28 protein-coding genes and 1 tRNA gene are annotated in these 25,786 nt (G+C 67.1%); 20 read left to right on the top strand and 9 right to left on the bottom strand.

Translation table 11 applies throughout. The annotated features are described in order from the left end of the window. Positions 1-282: 282 nt before the first annotated feature. The gene (locus OXS49_RS07850) at positions 283-1,044 is read right to left on the bottom strand and encodes a zinc-ribbon domain-containing protein (RefSeq protein ID WP_346016936.1); all 762 of its coding nucleotides are present in this window, start codon (positions 1,042-1,044) and stop codon (positions 283-285) included. A 172-nt stretch (positions 1,045-1,216) separates the two neighbouring features. Here OXS49_RS07850 and ftsE point away from each other — a divergent pair, with 172 nt between their 5' ends. The 3 genes from ftsE (at position 1,217) to OXS49_RS07835 (ending at position 3,797) form a co-directional block, all read left to right on the top strand. Continuing rightward, positions 1,217-1,909, top strand: coding sequence for a cell division ATP-binding protein FtsE (gene ftsE, locus OXS49_RS07845; protein WP_244005940.1), 693 nt, complete (start codon positions 1,217-1,219; stop codon positions 1,907-1,909). Beyond that, positions 1,906-2,874, top strand: coding sequence for an ABC transporter permease (locus OXS49_RS07840; RefSeq protein ID WP_267423244.1), 969 nt, complete (start codon positions 1,906-1,908; stop codon positions 2,872-2,874). Before ftsE ends, OXS49_RS07840 begins: the two co-directional genes overlap by 4 nt. 140 nt (positions 2,875-3,014) lie before the next feature. Continuing rightward, complete coding sequence (locus OXS49_RS07835) at positions 3,015-3,797, top strand: YdcF family protein (RefSeq protein ID WP_267423243.1); 783 nt, start codon at positions 3,015-3,017, stop codon at positions 3,795-3,797. A gap of 30 nt (positions 3,798-3,827) precedes the next feature. Here the strand turns inward: OXS49_RS07835 and OXS49_RS07830 are convergent, their stop codons facing one another. The 3 genes from OXS49_RS07830 to OXS49_RS07820 all read right to left on the bottom strand — a co-directional run bounded on the left by OXS49_RS07830 (position 3,828) and on the right by OXS49_RS07820 (position 5,362). Further along, on the bottom strand, positions 3,828-4,160 hold the full coding sequence (locus tag OXS49_RS07830) for a hypothetical protein (RefSeq protein WP_267423242.1): 333 nt from the start codon (positions 4,158-4,160) through the stop codon (positions 3,828-3,830). After that, positions 4,160-4,627, bottom strand: a complete 468-nt coding sequence (gene ptsN / locus OXS49_RS07825) for a PTS IIA-like nitrogen regulatory protein PtsN (RefSeq protein WP_267423241.1) — start codon at positions 4,625-4,627, stop codon at positions 4,160-4,162. The genes OXS49_RS07830 and ptsN overlap by 1 nt, the downstream gene beginning before the upstream one ends. Positions 4,628-4,768: 141 nt before the next feature. Further along, entirely contained in the window at positions 4,769-5,362 is a 594-nt protein-coding gene (locus OXS49_RS07820; RefSeq protein ID WP_244005945.1) for an HPF/RaiA family ribosome-associated protein, read from the bottom strand. A gap of 255 nt (positions 5,363-5,617) precedes the next feature. Between OXS49_RS07820 and OXS49_RS07815 the strand changes: the two genes are divergently transcribed. The 3 genes from OXS49_RS07815 to OXS49_RS07805 all read left to right on the top strand — a co-directional run bounded on the left by OXS49_RS07815 (position 5,618) and on the right by OXS49_RS07805 (position 9,701). Next, entirely contained in the window at positions 5,618-7,186 is a 1,569-nt protein-coding gene (locus OXS49_RS07815; RefSeq protein WP_267423239.1) for a glucan biosynthesis protein D, read from the top strand. Positions 7,187-7,237: 51 nt separating this feature from the next. Beyond that, complete coding sequence (mdoH, locus tag OXS49_RS07810; protein ID WP_267423238.1) at positions 7,238-9,394, top strand: glucans biosynthesis glucosyltransferase MdoH; 2,157 nt, start codon at positions 7,238-7,240, stop codon at positions 9,392-9,394. A gap of 148 nt (positions 9,395-9,542) precedes the next feature. After that, positions 9,543-9,701, top strand: coding sequence for a hypothetical protein (locus OXS49_RS07805; protein WP_267423237.1), 159 nt, complete (start codon positions 9,543-9,545; stop codon positions 9,699-9,701). A gap of 14 nt (positions 9,702-9,715) precedes the next feature. Here OXS49_RS07805 and OXS49_RS07800 read toward each other — a convergent pair whose 3' ends face one another. After that, positions 9,716-9,916: a hypothetical protein gene (locus tag OXS49_RS07800; protein ID WP_244005949.1), complete on the bottom strand. Its 201-nt coding sequence runs from the start codon at positions 9,914-9,916 to the stop codon at positions 9,716-9,718. 392 nt (positions 9,917-10,308) lie between these two features. Between OXS49_RS07800 and OXS49_RS07795 the strand changes: the two genes are divergently transcribed. The 3 genes from OXS49_RS07795 to OXS49_RS07785 all read left to right on the top strand — a co-directional run bounded on the left by OXS49_RS07795 (position 10,309) and on the right by OXS49_RS07785 (position 15,425). Next, positions 10,309-12,627: a Tex family protein gene (locus OXS49_RS07795; protein ID WP_267423234.1), complete on the top strand. Its 2,319-nt coding sequence runs from the start codon at positions 10,309-10,311 to the stop codon at positions 12,625-12,627. A gap of 101 nt (positions 12,628-12,728) precedes the next feature. Continuing rightward, positions 12,729-13,934 carry a hypothetical protein gene (locus OXS49_RS07790; RefSeq protein ID WP_267423233.1) on the top strand — a complete coding sequence of 402 codons (1,206 nt, stop codon included), beginning with the start codon at positions 12,729-12,731 and terminating at the stop codon, positions 13,932-13,934. A 306-nt stretch (positions 13,935-14,240) separates the two neighbouring features. After that, a complete protein-coding gene (locus OXS49_RS07785; protein ID WP_244005952.1) occupies positions 14,241-15,425 on the top strand; it encodes a flagellin in 1,185 nt (394 codons plus the stop codon). Positions 15,426-15,705: 280 nt separating this feature from the next. Here OXS49_RS07785 and OXS49_RS07780 read toward each other — a convergent pair whose 3' ends face one another. From OXS49_RS07780 to OXS49_RS07765, 4 genes are all read right to left on the bottom strand, one after another. Beyond that, on the bottom strand, positions 15,706-15,936 hold the full coding sequence (locus OXS49_RS07780; RefSeq protein ID WP_244005953.1) for a hypothetical protein: 231 nt from the start codon (positions 15,934-15,936) through the stop codon (positions 15,706-15,708). A gap of 1,353 nt (positions 15,937-17,289) precedes the next feature. Then, positions 17,290-17,379, bottom strand: a tRNA-Ser gene (locus OXS49_RS07775). Between the two features lie 78 nt (positions 17,380-17,457). After that, positions 17,458-18,615 carry a tyrosine-type recombinase/integrase gene (locus OXS49_RS07770; protein ID WP_267423212.1) on the bottom strand — a complete coding sequence of 386 codons (1,158 nt, stop codon included), beginning with the start codon at positions 18,613-18,615 and terminating at the stop codon, positions 17,458-17,460. Next, positions 18,612-19,250 carry a hypothetical protein gene (locus OXS49_RS07765; protein WP_267423210.1) on the bottom strand — a complete coding sequence of 213 codons (639 nt, stop codon included), beginning with the start codon at positions 19,248-19,250 and terminating at the stop codon, positions 18,612-18,614. The genes OXS49_RS07770 and OXS49_RS07765 overlap by 4 nt, the downstream gene beginning before the upstream one ends. A 113-nt stretch (positions 19,251-19,363) precedes the next feature. Between OXS49_RS07765 and OXS49_RS07760 the strand changes: the two genes are divergently transcribed. The 11 genes from OXS49_RS07760 (at position 19,364) to OXS49_RS07710 (ending at position 25,639) form a co-directional block, all read left to right on the top strand. After that, positions 19,364-19,570 carry a helix-turn-helix domain-containing protein gene (locus OXS49_RS07760; RefSeq protein WP_267423208.1) on the top strand — a complete coding sequence of 69 codons (207 nt, stop codon included), beginning with the start codon at positions 19,364-19,366 and terminating at the stop codon, positions 19,568-19,570. Positions 19,571-19,774: 204 nt separating this feature from the next. Further along, positions 19,775-20,071, top strand: a complete 297-nt coding sequence (locus OXS49_RS07755; RefSeq protein ID WP_267423206.1) for a hypothetical protein — start codon at positions 19,775-19,777, stop codon at positions 20,069-20,071. Further along, positions 20,068-20,295 (top strand): transcriptional coactivator p15/PC4 family protein, encoded by a 228-nt coding sequence (locus tag OXS49_RS07750; protein ID WP_267423203.1) that lies wholly within the window; start codon positions 20,068-20,070, stop codon positions 20,293-20,295. Before OXS49_RS07755 ends, OXS49_RS07750 begins: the two co-directional genes overlap by 4 nt. Beyond that, on the top strand, positions 20,292-21,185 hold the full coding sequence (locus OXS49_RS07745; RefSeq protein WP_267423201.1) for a toprim domain-containing protein: 894 nt from the start codon (positions 20,292-20,294) through the stop codon (positions 21,183-21,185). The genes OXS49_RS07750 and OXS49_RS07745 overlap by 4 nt, the downstream gene beginning before the upstream one ends. After that, positions 21,182-22,417: an AAA family ATPase gene (locus OXS49_RS07740; RefSeq protein WP_267423199.1), complete on the top strand. Its 1,236-nt coding sequence runs from the start codon at positions 21,182-21,184 to the stop codon at positions 22,415-22,417. The genes OXS49_RS07745 and OXS49_RS07740 overlap by 4 nt, the downstream gene beginning before the upstream one ends. Before the next feature lie 534 nt (positions 22,418-22,951). Then, the gene (locus tag OXS49_RS07735; protein ID WP_267423197.1) at positions 22,952-23,152 is read left to right on the top strand and encodes a hypothetical protein; all 201 of its coding nucleotides are present in this window, start codon (positions 22,952-22,954) and stop codon (positions 23,150-23,152) included. 128 nt (positions 23,153-23,280) lie between these two features. Next, entirely contained in the window at positions 23,281-23,832 is a 552-nt protein-coding gene (locus OXS49_RS07730) for a hypothetical protein (protein WP_267423195.1), read from the top strand. 22 nt (positions 23,833-23,854) lie between these two features. Further along, complete coding sequence (locus OXS49_RS07725; protein ID WP_267423193.1) at positions 23,855-24,835, top strand: hypothetical protein; 981 nt, start codon at positions 23,855-23,857, stop codon at positions 24,833-24,835. Beyond that, complete coding sequence (locus OXS49_RS07720; protein WP_267423191.1) at positions 24,832-25,104, top strand: hypothetical protein; 273 nt, start codon at positions 24,832-24,834, stop codon at positions 25,102-25,104. Before OXS49_RS07725 ends, OXS49_RS07720 begins: the two co-directional genes overlap by 4 nt. Continuing rightward, entirely contained in the window at positions 25,101-25,277 is a 177-nt protein-coding gene (locus OXS49_RS07715) for a hypothetical protein (protein WP_267423187.1), read from the top strand. Before OXS49_RS07720 ends, OXS49_RS07715 begins: the two co-directional genes overlap by 4 nt. 29 nt (positions 25,278-25,306) lie before the next feature. Continuing rightward, the gene (locus tag OXS49_RS07710; RefSeq protein ID WP_267423185.1) at positions 25,307-25,639 is read left to right on the top strand and encodes a hypothetical protein; all 333 of its coding nucleotides are present in this window, start codon (positions 25,307-25,309) and stop codon (positions 25,637-25,639) included. Positions 25,640-25,786: the final 147 nt, after the last annotated feature.

Raw genomic sequence — 25,786 nt, 5'->3', positions numbered from 1 at the left:
GCCCGATGTCGTTTGAGCGGATCTTTCATCGCCTCAGACGATCGGTTGCGCCCTGAACGTTTTTGAATGGCGTTGGATGCGCAGCCGCTCAATTCGATCGGCCATCAACGCGGCTCGATCGTGCTCGATCGTTCGTTCGTCTGGTCGAACAGGTCGCGGCGTATCTTAACAGTGCGGCGCCGCGAGCCGTGGCCGGGCACTCCAGCATTGCGCGTGGCTCTCCACCTTAATCGCGAAGCCTTCGCGCAATCGGGATCGGATTTTCTTTCGGCAGGAGGCCGGCTAGTCGTGGCCGGATGCGATCCGGGCCGCCGCCCGCGACGAATCTGTCTGAGCGAATCGCACCACGATGGCGCGCCCTTCGACGGGGGGACTCGTCAGCGAGCCGCGGAAGCGCGCGGCCTCGGCGTGACCGAGTACCGCCCGCGGTGCCGCAACCGGAAACGTCCGGAGCACGCGACCTGCCGCGTCGAGGATTTCGGCGCTGAGCGGCGCGACGGGTACGTCCGATGCCGCGACGCCCATCAGATCGCCCTCGACGACGAGCTCGGCCGACCGGCCGTCCTCGCCCGGGTTGCTGTTGGCCATGACATCGCGGATCGCGATGCCGCGCAGGTTTACCGGAAGGCCGATCCGGGCGAACAAGGCTGCGGTTTGCGGCACCGTGCGCACCACGCTCGCGCGCGCCAGACAAACGAGCGGCAGGGCCGCCAGCAGCGTCAGCCCGAAAGCGAGGGCCGGGGTGAGGCCGATTCCCCGGCCGCGGGCCGTCGGACTCTTCGATGCGCTTGCGCGGGCCACGGGGATCGGAAGATCGGCGGCCTCCCGGACCGCGGCGGTCGCCTCCTTCCAGGCCGAATCGGCGACGGGATCCGTCTCCGCCGCCAGTTCGGCTTCGTGCCCGGCCAGAACATCGGCCGGCGAGATGAACCACGTCTCACGGCAGGCTGCGCAGCGGACCGAACGGCCCTCCATGCCAACCTTGCCGGCCTCAATCTCGTATCCGCTCGCGCAGCTCGGGCAGACGATCAGCATACGCACCATACTCGCATCGATCGGCCGAACCGGGGCCGGACAGTGAATTCGATTGAGAAAGTGTCGCTGAACAGGGTTAAGCGGCCGTGAAATCCGGAAGGCCTTGAAAACGCCCGCCGGTCCGGCGATGCCGGGATCGGGATCGGCGAGACACGGGACGGCGTTGAATTCACAGGCGAGCATGAGAAGCCTGCTGCCCGGCGCGGAGCGGCCGGTGGTGCAGTTCGAGAATGTCGGCATGCGCTACGGCCTCGGGCCGGAGGTGCTGTCGGATGTGAGCTTCCGCATCGCCCCGCGCTCGTTCCAGTTCCTCACCGGGCCGTCAGGCGCCGGCAAGACGACGCTGCTGCGGCTGATCCTGCTCTCCGCGCGGCCGACGCGGGGGCTGGTCTCGATCTTTGGCGAAGAGGTGAGCGGCATTTCGGCCAAGGCGCTGACCGGGCTGCGGCGCCGGATGGGCGTGGTGTTCCAGGATTTCCGCCTGCTCGACCATCTCACCACCTACGAGAACGTGGCGCTGCCGCTGCGCGTCCAGGGACGGACGGAGGCGAGTTACCGGGCCGAGGTGGTCGAATTGCTGCGTTGGGTCGGACTCGGAGAGCGGATGCATGCCCTGCCGCCGCTGCTGTCGGGTGGCGAGAAGCAACGTGCCGCCATCGCCCGGGCGCTGATTGCCCGGCCCGACCTGCTGCTCGCCGACGAACCCACCGGCAACGTCGATCCGGGTCTCGGCCGGCGTTTGCTGCGACTGTTCCTGGAACTGAACAAGCTCGGGACCTCGGTCGTCATCGCCACCCACGATTTCGGCATCATGGATGCCGTCGACGCCCGGCGCATGGTGCTGGGCGAAGGCCGGCTGCGGATCGAGGAATGAGCACCCAAGCCATCCCACGCGCGCGGCCCGAGCCTGCCGCCGGCGCGCCCTCCCCGCCCGTGCCGGCGCAACTGCGCCGCAACGCAGCTTTGGTGCCGACCGATACCGCGGCCGGACGATCCCTGGCGGCGGTCATTGCCATCCTGACCTTCCTGGCGGGGCTCTGCGCCGGCGCCGCCGAGATGGTGGCGGCCAACGCCGCCCAGTGGCAAGGGGACGTGGCCCAGGAAGTCACGATCCAGATCCGCCCGAGCCCCGGCCGCGACGTCGATGCCGATCTGACCCGGGCTGCCGGAATCGCCAAGGCGGAGCCGGGCATTGCCGAGACGCGGGTCTTCTCAAAGGCCGAGGCCGAGCGGCTGCTGGAACCCTGGCTCGGCAGCGGGCTCGATCTCTCGGACCTGCCGGTGCCGCGGCTGATCGCCCTCAAGCTCGACCGGGGACGGGGCTCCGACCTGAAGCGGCTGCGGGCACGGCTGCTCGAGGCGCTGCCCGGCGTCGCGAGCCTCGACGACCACGCGCTCTGGCTCCAGCGGCTGTCGACCGCGGCCGGCGCGTTCGTGGGGATCGGGATCGGGCTCGTGATTCTCGTGCTGGTGGCCACAGGCCTTGCCGTCACCTTCGCCACGCGGGGCGCCATGGCGAGCAACCGCGAGGTGGTCGAGGTGCTGCACTTCGTGGGCGCCGACGACGACTACATCGCCAAGGCGTTCCAGCGGCGGTTCTTCGGCCTCGGGCTGCGCGGCGGCGCCATCGGCGCGGGCTGCGCCATCCTGGCCTTCGTGACCTTGGGACTGCTTGCCCGGGCCGCACGGTCCGGGCCGGCGGGACAGGAGGTCGAAGCCCTGTTCGGGGCCTTCCAGATCGGGCTGCGCGGCTATGCCAGCGTCGTCCTCATCGGTGTGATCGCCTCGCTCGTCACGGGCGTGGTCTCACGCATCACGGTCCGCCGGTTCCTTGCCTGACCGGCGGCGGCGTGGATACCGGGGGCCTGTGCCGCGCGTTTACGAACCGGAAACTTAATCGTCGCGGTGTGGTTGCTGGGTTCCGGACTGCCTCCGGGCCGCCGTAATCGAAGCCGATCCTTCGGAGGATGACCACGCGTATGCTGCGCGCATCGGATCCGCACCAGTCCGACACCGTCGGCTGGTCCTGGCACGAATGGAGCCTCCCGCACCGGGCGGCCTGCCCCGCGCTGCCGCGCCATCGCGGCTCCATCCTCTGGCAGGTGTTCGGTCTCGGAGCGGGCCTCGCGACGGCGGCCCTGCTGATCGGCTTCCTGATCTTCGTCGGCGCCCTCGCCCGCCAGGAGCGAACCCCGTCCGATCGGGCCGACGGCATCGTGGCCCTCACCGGTGGCGCGCAACGCATCGGCGACGCCATCGACCTGTTGGCCGGCGGTTACGGGCGACGCCTGCTCATCACGGGGGTCAACGAACGCACCAGCCGTGACGAGATCGCCCGGCTGAACCCGACCCAGCGCGCGCTGATCGCGTGCTGCGTGGATCTCGATTACCGCGCCCGCAACACCATCGGGAACGCGATCGAGACCCGCCGCTGGATGCGGGCGCACCGGTTCAGCACCGTGGCGGTGGTCACCTCGAACTACCACATGCCGCGGACGCTGATCGAACTGGTCCACGCGCTGCAGGATAGCGATCGCGTCCTGCCGCACCCGGTCGTCACGGAAGCGTTCGATGCCGACCGCTGGTGGCAGAGCCCGCCCGCCGCGCGGCTGGTCGCCTCCGAGTACGTGAAGTTCCTGGCGAGCTGGGTCCGGACCCGGTTCGAGGACGATCCCGAACGCTCCCGAGCAGCGATCCTGATCGGACGCGGCAAGCCCGTGAAGATGGTGGCCGAGCCGCTTGCCGCCCGCACCCTGGACTGACGTATCCCGGGGTCGCGATGCTGCGTCGCCCTATGGGCCGTGACAGCGGGCCTTGATGGCCGCCGAGAATTCCCGGTCCGAGCCCTGAACCTGGGCCAGGCGCTCGCCGCGCTCCGAGCCGGACAGGCAGCGTCCGTAGACCCCCGCGACCCGGCGCATCGTTTCGACGTGGCGCCGCCAGATGCGGCAGTTCTTGGCCTCCTCGCCGTCCGCCTGCTCCAGCTGATCGACTGCCTGCCGCTGCATCGACTGCGCCACCAGGAGATCGCGCGCGCAGGTGGACTCGCCCTGCGCCAGGGCGGGACCGGCCATCATTCCCGCAGCCAGCAGCAGGCCCGCAGCTGCGATTCGAGAATCGGACATCAGGCGGCCTGCGGCGCCGTGGAGCGGGTCAGCAGGGCGTAGAGTGCGCCCGCGTCCCGGGCGGCCCGAATGTGGGCCAGCATCCCGGGCTCTCGAAGGACGCGCGCAACCTGTGCCAAAGCCTTCAGGTGATCGGCCCCGGCCCCCTCCGGCGCCAGCAGCAGAAACGCGATGTCGACCGGCTGACCGTCCAACGCCTCGAAATCGACCGGCCGGTCGAACCGCGCGAACAGCCCGAACAGCCGGTCCAGCCCCGGCAGCTTGCCGTGGGGGATCGCCACGCCGTCTCCAATGCCGGTCGATCCCAACCGCTCCCGCTGCAACAGCGTGTCGAAGATGGGACGCTCGCCGAGGGCTGGCAGACGACGCGCAGCCTGGGCGGCGAGGTCTTGAAGCACCTGCTTCTTGGCCCGCGCGCGCAGCGACTGCACGACCGACTCAGGGTCGAGGAATTCCAGAACTGGCATCGAACGACCGTTGCCCCGTCGCCCGTCCGGTGGGGAACGGGCCTCGTCGCGGGAGCATCGACGGCCAGCTCGGCCGTGCTCCCGCTCACCAATCGACCGGGAAACAAGCCGGTTCCGGCTCCGTTCCTCCCGACCGCCGCGTCAGTCGACGGCGTTGGGCGGGTCCACCCAGCCGATCGCGCCGTCGCTGCGCCGATATACGACGTTGATGCGCCCGGTGCCAGCGTGGACGAACACGACCACCGGCGAGCCGGTGAGATCGAGGGCCGTGACCGCCTCGCCGATCGTGCGGCGCTGCAGCGTTCGGGTGCTCTCGGCGACGATCGGGGGATGCGCATCCCCTTCAGCCGGCTCGTCGTCGTCCTCTTCCGGAGCGGCGAGAACCGCGTAGGCCGCCTCGACGGCCAGATCGTCGCTCGGCCCGGTGGCGTGCTGCTTGAGCTTGTGCTTGTAGCGGCGCAGCCGGGTCTCGAGCCGCTCCGCCGTCTGCTCGAAGCTGGATCGTGCTTCGTGCGCGAAGCCGTTCGCCTCGATGGTCAGGCCGGACGTGAGATGCAGCACGCAATCGGTCCGGAAGGCGGTGCCATCCCGCCTCAGGGTCACGTGGCCGGTGCAGGCGTCGCTCATGTGCGAGTCGAGGTACTTGGCCTGTATCGCAGCCATGCGTTCCTCGACGCGGCCGCGCAGACTCTCTCCGAGATCCACGCCGTGGCCTGTGACGCGCAACGACCCCATGCTGCCTCCCCCGTTTCGATGCAGGTGACCGAATTAGAGAGCCGGCTCGGGTTAAGTCAACGGAGCGGCTCATGGTTCGATCGCGCGCTTAACCCTGGGTTCAGCCGGAATGTCCGTATAGAGACCGATGCTAAGCGGGTCCCGACCGTACGGCGCCGGGCGCGGACATCGCTCCGGCGCCTTCCGTTCGTCTGGGATCCGCCCCGAAGCCTGCACAGCCGGGGACGGCGTGAGACACGAGAGACCGACGACCGCATGACGAGATACGCTCGCCAGCCCGTAACCCTGAGCCGCCGCGTCGTGCTGGCGGCCGCCCTCGGCGCGGCCGCAGGCTCGCTGCCCGGCCCCACGCTGGCGGCCGATCCCGAGACGATGCCGGATCTCCCCCGCGCGGGCGCGGCGTTCGAGGCGAATACGCTGACCGATCTGGCCCGCGCCCGCTCCAGGGTGGCTTACGTCGGCCCCAAATCCGGCGATCTGCCGGCATCCCTCAAGAACCTGTCGCGGGACGCCTACGAGGCGATCCGGCCAGCCGAGGGGCGCGGGATCTGGGCGGGGCAGGATATCGGATACAGCCTCGAACCGTTGCTGCGCGGCTCGATCTACGACACGCCGGTCGCGCTGTTCCTCGTCGAGAACGGCCTCGTACGGCCGGTTTCCTACGACAAGGCCTCGTTCCGGGCTCCGGGCTTCGACTTGCCGGACCTCGCGGACGACGCCGCATTCTCGGGTTTCCGGCTGCGGGCACGCTTCGCTGACGGGGGCGCACTGTCGGATTTCGCCCTGTTCCAGGGCGGATCGTTCTTTCGCCTCGTGGCGGAGGGGCAGGATTTCGGAATCAACGCCCGGGCGCTGGCCCTCCGGCCGGCAGATGCCCGCGGCGAGGAATTCCCGCTGTTCCGCGCCCTGTTCATCGAGACACCCGCCCCGGGGCAGCCGATCGTGATCCACGCGCTCGCCGAGTCCGAATCCGCCACGGCGGCCTTCAAGCTCACGCTCACACCGGGCCGGGAGGCCTCGGTGGCGGGGATCGACGGCACGGTCTTCGCAAGGGCCGATCTAGACCATATCGGGCTCGGCGGCATGCAGGGCAGCTACCTGTTCGGGCCGCTCGACCGCCGCCACGTCGACGACCTGCGCGCCGCCGCGTTCTCGGTTGAAGGCCTGGCGATCCATAACGGCTACGGTGAGCCGCTCTGGCGCCCGGTGCACAACCCCGAAACCCTGCAGATCTCGGCCTTCGTGGATCGCGGGCCCAAGGGCTTCGGCCTGATGCAGCGCGCCCGCGCGTATACTGATTTCGATGACGACCGGCGGCATTGGGAACAGCGGCCGTCCCTCTGGCTGGAACCGCTGGACGACTGGAACGAGGGCGCCGTCACGCTCCTCGAGATCCCGAGCGATTCCGAACTCAACGAAAACGTCTTCGCCTACTGGCGTCCCAAGGCGAAGCTCGCCAAGGGCGGGGAGATGCGCTTCCTCTGCCGCCAGCATTGGTCCAAGGGCTGGCCCGATCCGTTGCCGCCCGAGATCGCGCGGGTCAGCGACAGCCGCTGCGGCCACGGCAGCACCGGCAACCGACGCCTGTTCGCCGTCGACTTCCAGGGCGACGCGTTGTTCGAGCCTGGGGACATCGACGTCGATCTCAGTGCCTCGGCCGGAACGATCACCCGGCAGGACCAGTACCGCTACGCCGGTCGCAAGACCCTGCGGATCGTGTTCGAGCTCGATCCGGGTAGCGAGAGGGCCAGTGAGTTGCGCCTCGCCCTTCGGCGCGGACAAGCTCGGACCAGCGAGACCTGGCTCTATCGCTGGACACCCTAAACCCCGCTCACTGAACGAGGATCAGCCTTCGCCGTGCGATTGGACGAGACGATGACCCTGCCTCAGCCCGCGCTCCAGCCGGTATCCGCGTCCGGTGCGGCGACGCCGGAGATCGGACCCGTGCTGCCGCCTGAGGCACCGCTGGCGATGCCGGTCCAGAACCTGTCGCGCTGGGATGCTACAGCCGCCCACCGACCCGCGCATCAGCGACGCAACCCCTGGCTTGCGCGGCTCTGGGTGTTCGGCGGCGCGCTGGCGCTCACGGCTTACGGCGGCTGGCAGATGGTCGAGACCGTGTCGGTCTCCGGCAGCCCGACCGCGCTCCAGCTCGCCCTCGTCGTCCTGTTCTGCCTGACGTTCTCGTGGATCGCGCTGGCCTTCACCAGCGGGCTGCTGGGCTTCGCGATGCTGCTGCGCCGCGAACGACCGTCGCCGACGAACCCGGCGGCGCTGACGACCCGGACCGCAATCCTGATGCCGGTCTATAACGAGGCCACGGCCCGCACCTTCGCGGGCGTCGAGGCGATGCGGGAGGCCGTGGAAGCGACCGGCCTCGGGCGGCATTTCGACTGGTTCGTGCTGTCCGATTCGACGCAGGCCGATGCCTGGATCGCCGAGGAGCGCGCCTTCCTCGACCTGCGCCACCGCCTCGGCCCGGACGCCCGCCTCTACTACCGCCACCGGCCCAAGAACCATCACCGCAAGGCCGGCAATATCGGCGATTTCGTCACCCGCTGGGGCGGCCGCTACGACCACATGCTCGTGCTCGACGCCGACAGCCTGATGAGCGGCCCGGCGATCGTGGCGCTCGCCGCCGCCATGGAGGCGGACCCGGATGCCGGCATCATCCAGACGCTGCCGCTGATCATCAACCGCAACACGCTGTTCGCCCGGCTTCAGCAATTCGCGGCGCGGATCTACGGCCCGGTGATCGCCGCGGGGCTCTCCGCATGGTCCGGCCGGGACGGTAATTACTGGGGCCACAACGCGATCATCCGGACCCGCGCCTTCGCGGAATCCTGCGGTTTGCCGGATCTGCCGGGCAAGCCCCCCTTCGGCGGCCATATCCTGTCCCACGACTTCGTGGAGGCCGCTTTGATCCGCCGGGCCGGCTGGGCGGTCTACATGCTGCACCGCCTGGAGGGCTCCTACGAAGAGAGCCCGCCGTCCCTGATCGACGTGGCTGTCCGTGACCGGCGCTGGGCCCAGGGCAACCTCCAGCACGCCCGGGTGATCCGCGCCGCAGGCCTGCATCCGGCCACCCGCCAGCACTTCGCCACCGGGATCGCCGGCTATCTCGCCTCGCCGCTGTGGCTGCTGCAACTGGTGGTGGGTATCCTGCTGGTCCTCCAGACAGCGACGGAGCGGCCGGACTATTTCGGCGGTGCCGGGTTCTCGCCGGTCTTTCCGCGCTTCGACCCGGTCCGCGCGCTCCAGCTGTTCGGCCTGACCATGGCGGTGCTGCTGGCGCCGAAATTTCTGGGCCTGATCCTCGCCCTGCTCGACCGATCGGTCCGGCGGGCCTGCGGCGGCGGCGGGCGGCTCGTCCTCTCCAGCTTGGTCGAGATCCTGCTTTCGGCCCTGGTGGCGCCGGTAGCCATGGTGGTCCAATCCGGCTCCGTCATGAGCATCCTGCTCGGGCGCGACACGGGCTGGAACCCGCAGCGCCGCGACGATGGCTCGATTCCGCTGCGCGACATCGTCGGACGGCACACGTGGCACACGCTGCTCGGTGTCGTGGCGGGCATCTCGGCCTTCGCCATCGCGACCTCGCTGTTCCTCTGGATGAGCCCCACGATCGTGGGTCTGGTGCTGGCCATCCCGATCTCCTGGGCGAGCGGCCAACTCGGCCTGGGACTGGCGCTCAAACGCCGGCGGCTGCTCGCGACACCGGAAGAGGTCGCGCCCCCTGCAATCGCAAGCCGTGCCGCCGTTCTGGCGGCCCGCAACGTGGAAGCCGGGTTCGACGAGGCTGATTCCCTCGCCGTGCTCCACGCCAACCCGAACCTGGCCGAGACGCATGCCGACATGCTGCCGCGCGGTTCGCATCGGCCCCGCGGCGCGATCGACCCCGACCGAACCCTCGCCGCCGCCAAGATCGGCGAAGCCGAAACGGTCGCGGAGGCGCAGGCTTGGCTGACACCGCGGGAGCGCATGGCGCTGCTGCACGATCCAGCCCTGATCGAACGATTGGTCCGTCTCGCTTGACCGGACGGCCCGGCAAGTCCGTGCGTCGTGGACCGCGCGGCGATCCGGTGCCCAGGATCGTCACGCGCGGTCCAGCCGTTCCGGCGCAATTAACCGTTCAGCCGGTAGATTCACCCCGGTCCATCGCTCCCGTCGACCGGAACGCGCCATGATTCTACTGATCGGTTTCCTGCTTCTGCCGCTGACGGTCGCGATCGTGCTGGCGCGGTGTGAACCCGACCGCACCATCAGCTGCCTCGGCGCCATGGGCGTGGGCTGCGCGATCGCATGCCTCAGCACGATCGGTATGGTCCGTCACCGGACCTGACAGATCGGCTTCGATCAAAAAAATCCGACCTGACGCGGACCACCCGACAAGGTGCGCCCGGCCCGGGCAACGAGCTGCGAGAACGCCAGGGCGGCAGCAGTCGCCTGCGCCCGCGATGGAAAGCTCCGGCGCGACTCGGTGACCGTCTCGGCTGTCTCGTTCACGAGCACCCAGGACCACAGGGACCGATTGTTCTCGCGGATCACGAACTGCACGAGGCGCCTGCCTTTCGGAGCATGCGGCGGGAAAAGGATTGCATTCGGCTATGACATCGGGATGACACGCACAGTCTGCCGTCAAGATCCGCGCATGCGGTGCGACAGGCGATGCAGCCGATAGACTGAGGCGGCAAAGCATTCGCAAGATTTGATAGGCTTGGCTTGTGGCGCTTTTCGCGAGATGGTTGCAGGTTTCCGGTGACGCAGATACGCTCATTGCCTTGGCCCGGCTATCTGGGTCTTGTCCACAGATTGAACCTCTGGATCATTCACGTTTCGGGGCGGATCCAGCTGTGGCCGATCACTTCGCCGACCGGACGCCACGTTTCCGGCGGCTTGGCAGGCCAGGCGCATCTCACCCAACCGTCACCCTGCCGATCGGAGACCGCATGAAAGCCGTGACCGCGCTCATCGCCGAGGAACTCGGCGTCGCCGAAGCGCAGGTGGCAGCCACGGTGGCGCTGCTCGACGGCGGGGCGACCGTTCCCTTCATCGCGCGCTACCGCAAGGAGAATACAGGCGGGCTCGACGATACGCAGCTGCGCAAGCTGGAGGAACGCCTGTCGTATCTGCGCGACCTGAACGACCGCCGCCGGGCGATCGTGGCGAGCATCGAGGCGCAGGGCCGGATGAACCCGTCCCTGGCCGCAGCCCTGGTGGCGGCCGACACGAAGGCGCGCCTCGAAGACCTGTACCTGCCCTTCCGCCCGAAGCGCCGCACCAAGGCTCAGACTGCCCGCGAGGCCGGTCTCGAACCGCTGGCCCAGGCGATCTTGAAGCACCCCGATCACGATCCCGAAGCAGCAGCGGCGGCTTACGTGTCCGCCGAGCGCGGCGTGGCCGACGTGGCGGCGGCGCTGGAGGGCGCCCGGGCGATCCTGATCGAGAACTTCTCCGAGGATGCCGACCTGATCGGCCGCCTGCGGACGGATTACTGGCGCAGCGGCCAGCTCATCTCCAAAGTCCGCAAGGGCAAGGCGAACGAGGGGGCGAAATTCTCGGACTATTTCGCGTGGAACGAGCGGCTGGATCGGATGCCGTCGCACCGCATCCTTGCGATCTTCCGCGGCGAGCGCGAGGAAATCCTGGACCTCGTCTACGCGGCGGACGGCGAAGACTCCCCGCCTGGGATTCCCGGCCCGTTCGAGACAGCGATCTGCCGGCGTTTCGGTGTCGCAGCGGCCGGACGTCCGGGCGACGCATGGCTCCTCGAAACCGTACGAACCGCTTGGCGCACCAAGATCCGCACCGGGATCAAGCAGGACATGCGCACCCGGTTGTTCGAACGCGCAGAGAATGAGGCGGTCAAGGTTTTTGCCGGCAACCTCAGGGACTTGATCCTGGCCGCACCGGCCGGCGGTCGGCCCACGATGGGGCTCGATCCGGGCTATCGCAACGGCGTGAAGGTCGCGGTCGCGGACCGGACCGGCCGGATCGTCGCGGTCGAGACCACCTACCCGCACGAGCCGCAACGCCGCTGGCGCGAGGCTGTGGCCGCACTCGGGCGGCTCTGCCGTCTTCACGGCGTCGAACTGCTCGCCATCGGCAACGGCACCGCATCCCGCGAGACCGAGCGGCTGGCCGCCGAGATCGTCGCCGAGAACGCCGACCTGAAGCTCGTCAAGGTCACGGTTTCGGAGGCTGGCGCGTCGGTCTACTCGGCCTCCGAGATCGCGTCGCGTGAATTGCCCGATCTCGACGTGTCCCATCGCGGCGCGGCTTCGATCGCCCGGCGCCTGCAAGACCCCCTTGCCGAGCTGGTGAAGATCGATCCGAAATCCATCGGGGTCGGTCAGTACCAGCACGATGTGAGCGAGGCGAAACTGTCGCGCTCCCTGTCGGCGGTGGTGGAAGATGCCGTGAACGCGGTCGGCGTCGATGTGAACACGGCCTCCCCGGCCCTGCTGGCGCAGGTGTCTGGCCTCGGATCGACCCTGGCCGAGAGGATTGTCACGCATCGGGACACGCATGGCCCGTTCCGCTCGCGGGCCGCCCTGAAGACCGTGCCAGGGCTCGGTCCGAAGACCTTCGAGCTGGCCGCGGGCTTCCTGCGGATCCGCGCGGGCGACGACCCGCTCGACGCGTCCGGCGTCCACCCGGAGGCCTATCCGGTGGTGCGGCGGATCCTGCAGGCGACGAAGAGTGACATCCACGTCCTGCTCGGCAACACGGCAGCCCTCGCCAAGCTCGATCCCGAGAGCTTCGTCGACGCACGTTTCGGCCTGCCGACCGTGCGCGATATCATGACCGAGCTGGAGAAGCCGGGCCGCGATCCGCGCCCCGGATTCAAGACCGCGCGCTTCGAGGAGGGTGTCGAGACGATCGGCGACCTGCGGCCGGGGATGCAATTGGAAGGCGTCGTCACCAATGTGGCTGCGTTCGGCGCCTTCGTGGATATCGGCGTCCATCAGGACGGCCTCGTCCACATCTCGGCGATGGCGCGCCGCCGGATTGCATCGCCCACCGAGGTGGTGCGCATCGGCGAGGTGATCCGCGTCCTTGTCCTCGGCGTCGATGTCCCCCGCAAGCGGATCGCGCTGTCGATGCGTCTCGACGATCCCGTGGAGACGCAGGCTCCGGCGCGACCCATGGCAGACGCACGATCCGAACCGCGGCCGGCGCGCCCGCGCGCGTCGCCGGAGGCCACGCCGAACGGTCCACTCGCGGATGCGCTCCGCCGGGCGGCCTCATCCACGCGACGGCGCTGACCGGATATTCACGACGCACGTGAAACGGCCGAGACCGGCAGGCCCTCGGCGGGAGTGATCAGATGTCATCGCCAGCGACCTACGAAGCCGATCCCAGCCCGATGATCGGGCCCGCGCGCCTCATCCGAGCGGCTTTCGAGGGGGCCGATATGGCCGCCCGGGCCGACGCGATCCTGACCCAGGCCGGAAGCGGTACCCTTGAGGCCGGTACCGCCCTCGATCTGTCGACCATCCTGTTGCTGATGCATCGCTTTGAGCCTGCCTTGCAGCTCCAGAACGAGGTCCTGCAGAGCTGCCGTCATTTCCAGCTTCAAGCGAATGGGTGCGACGCGAAAACGCGCGTTCTGGTCATCGTCACGGCGGGAGACCTCATGGCCAACACGCCGGTCGATTTCCTGTTGGACCACCCGAGTTTCCGGCTCGAATACCTGTTCGTTCTCCCTGGGGAGGCGGTTCCAGCACCTCTACCCGATCACGACGTTTGCGTCGTCGGCGTCGCCTATTCCACGGCGAACGAGCCTGTGCTCGAAGCCTTGGCCATGGCCGCAGCGCACTGGGACCGCCCGGTGGTCAACCATCCGCGCCACGTGCTCAAGACATCCCGCCACGGGCTGGCCGAGGCGCTCGATGGGGCGGAGGGCCTCCTGATCCCGCGCGTCGTCCGTACGACGGGCGCGGACATCGCTTCAGGGGCCAACCAGCCGCCGGCACATCTCAGCTTCCCGATGCTCATCCGGCCGATCGATACCCATGCCGGCAATGCACTGCAAAAGATCGATCGCAGCGAGGATCTTGCAGCGTATGCCCGCAACACCGATGCGGCGACGTACTACATCACGCAATTCTGCGATTACAGCGGGCCGGATGGGCTGTACCGGAAGCTCAGGATCGTCCTCATCGATGGTGTCCCGTTCCTCTGCCACATGGCGATTCGGGATCATTGGATGATCCATTATCTGAATGCGGGCATGAATGCCGATGCCGCCAAGCGCATCGCCGAGGCCGCGGCGATGTCGGAGTTCGACGATCTGTTCGTGCCGCGTCACCGGACGGCTTTCAAAGAGATCCATCGTCGGACCGGGCTCGACTATCTGATCCTGGATTGCGCCGAGAGCCGCGATAACCGGTTGCTCGTCTTCGAAGCCGACACCGGCATGGTCATTCACGACATGGATCCGGTGGAGCTCTATCCCTACAAACGGCCGCAGATGCACAGGGTCTTCGCCGCCTTCCAGCGCGCCGTCGAAACCAGGGCTGCGGGCTCGAGGCGGCGCACGGGCAGTTCACCCGGCCCGAACGAGGTGTGAGGGCAGAGATAGCTACCTTCACGTGTCCGATTGCGGTGAAATGCACTATTTCTTTCGATGTTACATCTAAATCAAAATATATAAATGACATTGCTTGTAATTTTGAAGATCAAGTAGCTTACGAATAGCAAGGGCATCGGTGACCAATTGCGATTACAGAGAATCTGAATCGAGATACGCAGAGAAAATTAAGGATCGTCTCGCTTACTTGCAAACGCCGCCACCCTTTAACGCGAAAGAAACTTGTGCGGCGGCATTACTGCGGCACCCGAGAAACGGGTGGCACTTAATCAGAAAGATCAATCGATGTCCTCCATCACCCTGTCGGCCGCCACGCGTCAGAACCTGCTCTCGCTGCAGGATACGGCGGCCCTGACCGCGACCACCCAGAACCGCCTGTCCACCGGCAAGAAGGTCAACTCGGCCCTCGACGATCCGCTGAGCTTCTTCACCGCTCAGAGCCTCGACAACCGGTCCAACGACCTGAACAACCTGCTCAACGGCGTCAGCAACGGCGTGCAGGTCATCCAGGCCGCCAACCAGGGCATCACCAGCATCCAGAAGCTGATCGACAGCGCGAAGTCGCTCGCGAACCAGGCGCTGGCCAGCAAGAACTACGCGACCGCGGCTGTTTCCGGGTCAACGACCTCCACCACGGGTGGAACTTATACGGCTGCGACCAGCGGCACGACCGCTGTGAGCTTCACCGTCGACGGTGTCACCAAGAACGCGACGCTCGCAGCCGGCACCGGTACCAGCGGCGCCACGACCGCCAGTGACGTGACGGCGGCCATCAGCGCCCTCAACACCGCCGCCGGCACGAACGCCTTCTCCGCGGATGCTTCGGGACTCAAGATCGTGGCGGCTTCGTCCACGAATGCGGTCACGTTCGACGCGACGAACGGTGCGAAGATCGGCTTCGCGTCCGGCATCACCGGAACGGCCGGCACGCCGGCTTCGGGCGACGCCACCCGTACCAGCCTCGCCACGCAGTTCAACAACCTGCTGACGCAGATCGACCAGTTGGCCTCGGATGCGAGCTACAACGGTGTCAACCTGCTCGGCGGCGGCGGCTCGAACCAGCTCAAGATCCAGTTCAATGAGAACGGAAAGTCGAACCTTCAGGTCCAGGGTGTCGATTTCTCGTCGTCCGGGCTCAACCTGACAGCTGTCGCCACGTCAGGCGCCAACTCCAACTTCCAGGCGGACTCGGATATCACCGCCGTCCTGACCAAGCTCGACAGCGCCTCTTCGACGCTGCGCGCTCAGTCCGGCACCTTCGGCTCCAACCTGACCGTGGTGCAGAACCGTCAGGACTTCACCAAGCAGCTGATCAACATCCTCGGCACAGGCTCGGCGAACCTCACCAACGCCGATCTCAACGAGGAGGCCGCCAACTCGCAGGCGCTGTCGACCCGTCAGTCGATGGGTATCTCGGCGCTCTCGCTGGCGAACTCCGCGCAGCAGGGCGTCCTGCAGCTCCTGCGCTAAGATAGCTCTCGATCAATATAGAGGCCGGCCGGGGTCATGCCCGGCCGGCCTTTTCGTTTGGGTCCTGCCCGACCCCGTTTCGACCGACGTTCCTCACCAACGGACACGCAGGATCAAGCCGCGGCCTCGGCCGAGCGATGTCAGGCCTCAGGGATCGCAGCGACCAAGCCGAACCCGCATCGACGCAATTTGCCATTCCGGAATCAGACCGATCCATGGACCTCGCCGGTCACATCTCGGAAATTTTGCGGCTTCGGCCACGGGTCCAGTCGAGAGCCGGCTACTCGGCGGCCTCAGGCGCAACGACGTCACGCTCTGTCTCGTGCCGCAAGACCTCGAGGATGCGTTGACGCACCTCCGGGTGACGGATTGTACTCCAGAGGCTCAACAACTCGCAGGTCATGCCGACACCGAACGCGTCTTCGCCAGGTGCGTAGAAGCTGTCGACGGGGCAGCCCAAGAGTGCCGCAATCTCAACCAAGCGCCTGGCGGAGGAGTCCTCGACGGCCATGTCAGCCTCTGTACCCGCTTCGGCCATCGCCGAACGTTATACCCTGTAGCGCATACCGACAAGTGATCGATGCGTACTAGATATGACGGATTCATACTAAGTCAATTCAGTTTTCGGCAGCCTAATGGCACGCTCCTATCCAATGATCGTAGCCTGTCATACGAACGATTCAAACGCCGTCGCGCTCCACCGGACGCGGGAGCCGACGCAAGCTTCCGGCTCAGTTCCGCAGCGACGATCTGCGTAGCCGCGTCGCGTTCAAATCCACAAGCTCAGTAATCCCCGACGCTGTGATCGGTGAGAAAAATGGATTGGCGAATTATAGAAATAGAAACTCAATGTTGACCCTCGATTAACCGCGCCGGCGTAGTCACATGGAGGCTGTTGCAGAAGCAGTTCCAATTGGGTCGGGCGAGGCTGTGATGATCGTCCTGTTGGCTGTCGCACTCGGCACTGGGTTCCTCGCTGCGATTGCCCTTTTTCCTCTCGGGGCATGGGCCGCAGCCATCGGCGCGTCCCTGGCCGCGAGTTCGGCAACGGTTCTGGTCGGATGCTTCCTGGCGTGGCGAGCTCTTCGACACGACCGGCACCGCCGTGAACTCGACGCACAGACCGGTATCATGGTCGCGGCACTTCGTGACGTGTCGGAACAGGGAGAGCCGATTTCTCCTACTCCGAGGGTCGCACAACGGCGTCTGGGCGCCTGATGGGTGCCCCACCCGGCGGTCGGACCCGGCCCTTGTCCATGTCTGGCAATGGGGGCGGGACCGTGCCGATCGTCATTCGATACAGTCCGACTCCCCGGAGCATTGGGCTGAACGACAGGGACGCGCTCGAGAGCTGCAGTAGGCAGCTGATCGAGGGTAACCGCCACGAATTCGAGGGCTTGTCGCATGGCGCGAGTAAGCTACTCAACGGGAATGCCACCATTGCCAAGTATCTATGATCGAAAAATCACTTGCTGAATTGGATAATGGAGCTTGATTGAATTTACCGATGATTGCTCGGGCGCGATCACGACCATAGAAAAACAGACGCTAGCTTTTGCAGCATGGCCTGACTGAAACGGCAGCTAACGCCTCTTTCGAGTATGACGGCTTCGGCGCACGGATCGATGGAATCACCTCGATTGCCCGCACGATGACTCACAACGCGGGCGCAGACACGAGCGTGGAGATGCGGCCGCGCGTCAACCCGGGCACAAGCCAACGCTTCCGGCCGCCAGCGTGATGACATCCGTAACTGCACGGTGTGACCTTCGATCCGGCGCGATACCGATCGGGACCGCGGATGGGCGCGGCGCTTCAGACTGGGTTTGATGTCCGTGGCGACCTCAGCGAGGCCGACGCATGCTGGCGGAAGGGGTGGGATTCGAACCCACGGTAGAGTTGCCCCCACGGCGGTTTTCAAGACCGCTGCCTTAAACCACTCGGCCACCCTTCCAAGCCATTGCAATGCTTGGACAATCTGCCTGGACGGGTGGGCCTGAAAAGCGGCGTTTGCTACCGCTTTGCTACCCAATCATCCGGCGGACCTGTCTATGGCCGCGCGGAGGGCAGCGTCAACCTTCGCGGCTGCGTCTTCCTGCATTCCCGGCAGGACGTGCGAATACAGGTCCAGCGTGATTGCAATCGAGGAGTGCCCGAGGCGCTCCTGCGCAATCTTCGGATGCACGCCGTTCGCCAGCAATTGCGTCGCGTGGCTGTGCCGCAGGTCGTGGTAGCGAACCCGCGGCAGCGTCTTGGACAGCGCCAGGATGCGCGTGAACTCGTGCGTCAGGCTGTTGGGCTGGACCGGCCGGCCGTCGGCCTGGGCGAACACGTGATCATCGTCTGTGAGCCGCACGCCCAGCTTCAGCAGCTCTTCGGCCTGGCGCACCCGGTGACTGCGCAGTTCCTCGATGGCGAACGACGGCAGCGCCACGCGACGAGACCTCCCGCTCTTGGTGTCCTTCGTTCGGATGCCGGCCTTGGTCTGCTCGGTGCTCTCGACGATCGCGATGTGACCGGTGGCGAAGTCGACGGCCCGCCAACGCAATGCTGTGACCTCGCCTCGGCGCAAACCGCAGAGAACGCCGAGCACAACCGGCACGAACATGCGAGTTGGCCGGAAGTGCGTCAGGAGCGCCGCGGTCTCGTTGGCGTCGAGCGCCCGCATCTTGGTCCGCTCGACCTTAGGCGGGTCGACGGCGTCCGCGGGGTTCCGCGCCAGGATGCGCCACTTCACGGCTTGGCCGAGCGCTTGGCGGAGGATTCGGTGCATGTGGTGGACGGAGCGGGGCGCCAGACCACCGGTACCGTCCCGGCGGCCGCTGACGAGCGCCTTCGCGTAGGCCGCCGAGATCTGCTCCGGTCGGAGGCTCGTCAGCACCGCGTTGCCGAGGAGCGGCACGATGTTTTTGCGGGCGAGCTCCGTGTAGCGCTCGTGGCTGCGGGGCGAAATCAGCGTCCGCACATGTTCGAGCCACCGATCGAGGAACGCCGCCACCGTTTCCTTGGCCGGCTCGACGTAGTCCCCTCCCCCGATTGCCGTGATCAGCCGGGCACACTCCTTCTGCGCCTCGCGCTTCGTGCCGGCGAAGGTGTGCCACTTCCGTTTGCGCTTGCCGGTCTCCGGATCCCGCAGGTCCAGGATGATTGCCCATTTGCCTGGCGAGCGCTCGCGGATGTGACCTTTCATCGACGCGACCTCTTCTTCGGCGGTGAGGCAAGCTGCTTCTCACGGTCCAGGCGGTCAGCCTCAGCTCGCATCTGGTCCGCCGTACCCTGGAAGATGTGCGGTCGGTCAGCAAGTTCGCCCAGGTCGCTCTTAATCAGCGATCGGATCTGCGCCTTCCGGCTCCCGGTGAGTGGAAGAGCCCGCTCGGCATCCTGGATCCCTTTCAGGACTACCGCCGGATGTTCTGTCGCCGTCACGTCGGCGAGCGCTTGCTCGAGGTCGGATAGTTTCTGCGGCTCGCCTGGCGGGCGCATCGCCTTCAACACGGCAGAGATCTTTTTACAAACCTGATCGTAGGCCGTGGGATCGTGCTTCCAGTCAGCGGCGAGATCGGCTGGGTTATGCCAAAGCTCCAGCACCATCGAGATTACGCGCATCAAAGCGTAATTTTCTCGGCTGCCGAACGCGCTTATAATCTCGTCTTCCTGAATGAAGCTCCTTCTAATTCTATGTTCTACTTCCCGAGATATAGTGTTATTAGGTCGCTTCTCTACCTCAGACTCCAGTCTCGACCGGAGATCCGGCGTGAGACGCGTCGAGAGCACGGCAGTCTGGCCGACATACTCGCCCTTCGGGGCCGGTCCGCGCTTACCCATTCGACCACTCCAAAACCTGCTTACAAATCGTATGAGCATGGCTTGCGATGGTCAAGGACGAAGCAATATCATCTTTCAGATCGTAGGATAGTTACGGAGCTACGGTAATGAAGATGAGTCGTTCAGCCGGCACGGGTTCGAAGACGATCAGCGTCGAAGAGGCAGGCCGCTGGCTCGGGATCAGCCGAAACGCCGCCTACGAGGCGGTGAAGCGCGGCGAAATCCCGACGATCAAGATTGGCCGACTGTTGCTTGTGCCGGTCGCGCCATTTGAGCGGATGCTCGGCCTGTCCGTGAATACGAACACGGAGGCCGCGTAGCACGATGGCCCAGAAAACAGTTGAGGGACGGAGCGCTGGCCGGCGCTCACGTCCCTCGGAAGATGTCGCCTCGACAGCCGACGTCTTTCACATAGCGCACCGGGACCTCGCGGTCCATCGGATCACCCGCCGCCTCGGCTGCGGGATCGAGGTCGCGGCGGTCGTCGCACAGCTCGCCGGGCTCGGCCCGCGGGACGGTGCGCGATGATCCCCACCGCCGACGCCTGGGGGCCGTTCGCCAGCAACATCGAGCCGGGCGAGCGCATTGCTCGCCTCCGATGCCTCCGGGCGATCGCCCACCTGTCCTGCGGGCCCCGCGGTGTCGAGCTCGTCGCGTCGCTGCAGGCATCAGAGGTGGATTCGGGTGCCCTGCCGGAGGCGCTCGCGGCGCTGAACCGGCTGGCTCCGCTCGACCAGCGCCGGATCTGGGCCGCCTACGCAAACCTCACGGCTCCGACGCGGCGGTCCCGCGGCGACAATAACGCGGAGGATAGGCCATGAGCGAACCCCGCCACATCGCCACCGTGCCGAAGAACGCCTCGGAGGAGGTCCGCATCGCGCTGACCGAGTTCAATGGTCACGAGCTCGTCGACGTGCGGATCTTCGCCGCCTTCGACACCGAGGGCGAGCGCCGCGCCACCAAGAAGGGGGTGAGTCTGAGCCGGAGGCACCTGCCGGAGCTGATACGCGCGCTGCAGGCGGCCGAGCAGGAGGCATCGCGATGATTGACCTCCGCTCGGCCGCCCATGCACTCGGTGGCGAGGTGGTCGGCCGGGGCGTACTCTGCCCGGGGCCCAATCACTCCGCCCGCGACCGGTCGCTCAGTGTCCTGTTCGACCATGCGGCACCTGACGGCCTGCTGGTCTTCGACCATGCCGGTAATGACCACCTGGGCGCCAAAGACTACGTTCGAGCGCGGCTCGGCCTCGGCGGGCGCGAGAAGAAGACGTTTCAACGTCTTCTACCAGCAAGCAGGGTGGGTGTAGGTGCAACTACACCCTCTTCCGATAATGTCGACCGGTGCCACCGCGCTCTAGCGATGTGGCACACGGCCAGCGATCCGGCTGGGACGGTGGTAGAGCGGTACCTCGCTTCGCGTGGCCTCGGTCTGCCCGAGGCTGGCGCCGAGGTGCTGCGCTACCACGCTGCCTGCGCGTTCGGGGACCAGCGGCCGCCCGTCATGGTCGCGGCGCTCCGGTGTATCCACACCGACCGGCTGCAGGCCGTGCACCGGACTGCGCTGACGCCAGAGGGCGAGAAGATCGGCCGGAAGATGCTGGGACCGGCCGCCAGGGCCGCGGTGAAACTCGACCCGGACGACGCAGTGACCCTTGGGCTCGCCATCGGCGAGGGCATCGAGACTTGCCTTGCGGCGCGACTCCTCGGCATCCGGCCAGTCTGGGCGCTCGGCTCCGTCGGAGCGATCCGGGTGTTCCCGGTGCTGCCGGTCGTCGCGCTGACGATCCTGGTCGAGAGCGACGACGGTGGGGCAAGTGAGGCGGCTGCCCGGATCTGTGCCGAGCGCTGGCACGCCGCCGGGCGCGAGGTGATCCTGGCCCGGCCCCGTGTGCCCGGCGACATGAATGATGCGGTTCGGGAGGCGCGGCGCCTATGAGCGAAGCCGAGCACCTGCGGGCCGAGGATTACGTCGAGTTCTCGTCCTTCGTCCCGGAGCACGACGAGGAGGGCGCGGCCGGAAAAACAGCTGCGATCCGTGCAACGCCCTTCGTCCTGCCCGACCCGCGGTCAATCCCGCCCCGCCGGTGGCTCTACGGTCGGCACTACATCCGCCGCTTCACTACGGCCACCATCGCCCCCGGCGGACTGGGCAAGACGAGCTTGATCCTCGTCGAGGCGCTGGCGATGGTTACGGGCAAGCCGCTCCTCGGGATCCGTGTGGCGGAGCCGCTGCGGGTCTGGGTCTGGAATGGCGAGGATCCGCGCGAAGAAGTCGAGCGCCGTCTCGCGGCCGCCTGCGCGCACTATGGCATCACGGCAGAGGACATTGGCAGCCGGCTATTCATCGACTCCGGGCGTGAGACACCCATCGTCATCGCCCAGAAGCTCGGCGAGGGAACGACCGTCATGCGCCCGGTGGTCGAGGCGGTCACGGCGACGATCCTGGCCAACCGCATCGACGTGATGACCGTCGACCCGTTCATCTCGTCCCATGCCGTGCCGGAGAACGACAACGGAGCCGTCGATCGCGTCGCGAAGGAGTGGGGCGGGATCGCCGAGGCGGGCAACTGCTGCATCGGCTTCGTGCACCACGTCAGGAAGCCCGGAGCCGGTCAGGCCGCCTACACCGTGGAGGACGCTCGCGGCGGCTCGTCTCTGGTCGGTGCCGTTCGCTCGGCCCGGGTGCTCAACGGCATGTCGTCTGACGAAGCTGCGCAGGCCGGCGTCGAGGCCGATCAGCGCCGCCGCTTTTTCCGGGTCGACGATGGCAAGGCCAATATGCAGCCGCCGGCCGACGGTGCATCCTGGCATGAGCTTGTGAGCGTGCCGCTCGGCAACGACACGCCCGAATATCCGGGTGACATGGTCGGTGTCGTCACCGCCTGGAACCTGCCCAGCCTGTCCGATGCGCTGCAGCCTGGCGACGTGCGGAAGGTGCAGGACGCGATCGCCGCCGGGGCGTGGGCCGACAATGTCCGTGCCGACAACTGGGCCGGCAAAGCCGCCGCAACCGTCCTCGGCCTCGATGTGAATGATGCCGGCGATCGCAAGCGGATCTCCGCACTCCTGACGCTCTGGAAGAAGAACGGCTGCCTGAAAACCGACACCCGCCACAACGCCAGAACAGGCCGCGATCAGGTCATGGTCGTCGTCGGAGAGGTGTTCTGATGCCCTTCCACACTCCCACACTGCGACTGTGGATCACCGTGGCGACCGTGGATCCACTCCACCACACCACAGTCCCTATGGGGTGTGGGGGAGTGTGGGGGAATCCACAGTGGGGAAATCGTGGCTCTGTGGAAGCGGGGCTGTGATGGTCTCGGAGCCTGCCTGGCTGCCGATGGAGATCGCGCCCCGGGACCGACGCGTCGACCTCAGGGCCGAGCGGTGGATCGCCGGACACGAGCGTCTGCGGGTCGAGGTGTTCGAGCGCTGCCAGTGGTGCGAGGGCGGCACAGCCCGGAACCCTGGCCCGTACTGGCGCGCGCTTCCGACGGGATGGAAGCCGACACATTGGCGTGAAGCACAGGAAGACGCTGCGGCAGGCTGACACAGGCGTGGCGTGACGTCAGATAACAGAACATAACACAAGCAAACAGAACACCACAGAACGGAATGAAAAGGCAAGATCCGGCCGCTTGCTATCTGCCGACAATACAAACCACATAGCCCACACCGATTGTTCTTCGAGGTGCGGCCGCAATGTCCTCAGACCGTGTCGAGTTCTCCGTACCTGTCTGTTTCAAGGTCGAGCCCGGCCTGACCCAAGCGGTGGCCGCAGCCGCCCGACAATCCCGGACCACGTCGTCCGAGTGGATGCGCCGGACCCTGCGCGAGAAGCTGAAGGCCGAGGGCGTGGCGCTCCCGCCGCTCGACGCCCCAGCCCAACGACAGGCGGCCTGAACCTCCGATGCGGGGCGAGGCTGCCTGTCAGAGGGGGGATGGGTCCTCCCAAGACCGTGGAGGCGAGTTGCGGGCCAGAGAGGTGCGATCACTTCCTCCCGGCAAACCTGATTTTTGAGGTCTACACCTTGTCCGAACGTCTCACCCTTCGTGAAGTCGCCCGCCGCCTGGACCGTGATCCGACCGGGCTCGGCCGTCTGGTCAAGAAGGGGCAGGTTCCCAAGGGCGATGACGGAAAATTCGACATCGATGCGGTGCGGGCCGCGCTCGACGCCAACACCGATCCGGGCCGGCGGAAGGTGAGTGTAGACGGTCTACGGTCTACGCCTTCGCGGTCTACGGTCTACGCCCGGCCGGCAACCGGCACCTTCCCGACCCCGGACGCCTATCGCGACCGCGCCGACATCGGCGACGCCTTCGCCCGCGGCGCCCTCTACGGCGCGCACGTCGTCGCCTTCGCCCTGCCGACCGCCATCGCCTGCACCCTCGTCGAAGCCGGGATCCCGGCGGCGGCCGCCGTCCAGGCCCACGCTGAGGCTTGCGACGATACCCGCTTCATCGTGGGCGACGTGACCGAGGCGCTGGGTCTCACCATTGCCGGTGTCGACGACGCTGGCCCGCACGCCCCGACGGCCTTCGGCGCCTTCGATCCCGGCGCCTTCCCGGGAATCACCCCGTAAACCGAACCTGAAAGGCCAGCCCGTGAAAGCCCCCAAGATCATCCGCGACGGCCTCGCCGCCCTCATCTCTACCGCCCGCCGGGAAACCGACCTGGACAAGCTGATGTCGGCCCTATCCGAGGCCTACCGCCAGATCGAAATCGCCACCCGTGATCGGGAAGATGCTGAGACCATCTATCGCGAGCGGATCCTCGATAGCACGCCCAGCGAGTTGGCTCAGATTCAGGAGGGAAAGGTCGAGACGACCATCGCTCTCGACCGGGCCGAAGCCCTAGTCGCTACTCTGACCACCCGCATCGCGGCTGTGCGTGAGGCCGAGGCCCGCGCCGCCCGCCAGGCAATCCACACCGACGCCCTGGCGAAGGTCGAGGCGATCAAGGCGCGGCTCCCGGGCGAGTACCGCCGCCATGCCGGCGCACTTCGTGGTCTGCTGCGGGATCTCGCCGAAGCCGAGGTCGCCATCGCGCGCGCCGGAAAGGAGGCGCCGGACTTCCCTGCGATCGCAAGTCCGGAGGCCGAACTGCGCATCCTTCACGGACTGCCCGAGGATGTCGTCTCCGTTGAGACCGTCGAGTTGTGGGTGGTCGACGGTCGCACCGATCCCGTCCCGGAGCAGCGGCAGGGCGATGTCCGTGCATCCGCGGAGCACCCTGGGCGTGGCATGCTCTACCTGCCCGGCAGCGCCCACCACACCGCGCCGACTTCCGGCGTACCGCTGACCTGCACCCTGCGGACCTTCACCCGCACCCGGTATCGCGAGGCGGTGAAGCCCCGGGAGGACGGGTCGCTCCTCCGTGCGGTCGCCCTGCCTGCCTTTGGCCTGACCGATTCCGCCTTCGTCACGGCCAGCCCGTACCGGGACCACAACGGCGCGCTGATCGAACTGGCGTCCGACCTCCCGCCGCCCGCGCCGCTCGACCGGCCGGTCCGCGAGAAGCTGGATCTGCTGCCCGCCGTCCCGCGCGCCGAGGCCGACGTGGTGCAGTTGCGGGGCGCGGCATGAACCCGTCCCTCCGCCAGGAATGGATCGACGACGAGCGCGGCGTGGTCCCGGCGGAGACGCCGCTCCAGCGCATCGAGCCGATCATGGCCATGCCGGAAGCGAAGGGCCGCCAGGGCGTGGCCCTGCTGCTCGCGATCCGGTGGGACGTCCCGGCTGACATCGTCCGCGAGCTGCTGCTCACCGCCCCCGTCGACCTTGAACCGGAACAGGCTACCGCCTGGGCCGGGACCGTCGCCTACAACCCCGCCGCATCGGAGGTCCGCCAATGAGCAACGCCTACCACAGCCAGCGTCCGCAGCCCCGCGCCACCGCACAGCAGGTCGTCAACGCGATGGTCAAGGCGCACACCGCTGCCGCCACGCCCCGCGCCAACAGCCGAGGGCTCGCCCGGGCCGACATGCTCCAGCAGCTCGAGGCCCGCGGCACCAAGCCGGCGGCCTGACCACCCCCTGACTGAACGAGGACATCACCATGCCCACCCTTCGCGCCGAAACCTTCCGAGGCAGTTCCGCAGACGGCATGCCGATCGCCGGCACCACCATCCCGCTCACCGGGTCTACCCCGGGGGCTTGGACGCCGAGCTACCCCGGCGCGCTTCCGCCCCCGACTCCCAACTACCCTGAGACCCCGGCACTCATCGTGCGCCTGGAGGCGCTTGCCGGCCCGATCTACGTGGCTTTCGGCCCGACACCGGATGCAACCGTCGAGCCCCGGCGCCTCGTGCACCCCGGCTTGGTGGTCGAGGCCCGCATCCGCTCCACCGACAAGGTGGCGGCTGTAGCAGCAGGGGACATCCCGGCCTGAATCATTCGGCGGCGACCGCGCCGTCACAGCGAATGCGGGGCTGACACTGACGGCGCCGCGGCCCGCCGAATATCGGAAAGCCCAGCTCTCTGCCCCGCACGGCTTCGGTCGAGGAGTGAGACAAGCCGGGCAAGGCCGCCCCCTTCA

Source organism: Methylobacterium sp. GC_Met_2, from assembly GCF_026540795.1.
Taxonomy (GTDB): Bacteria; Pseudomonadota; Alphaproteobacteria; order Rhizobiales; family Beijerinckiaceae; genus Methylobacterium.
Note: the sequence above shows the minus strand (reverse complement) of the source record. Positions and strands in the feature narration are given on the sequence as shown.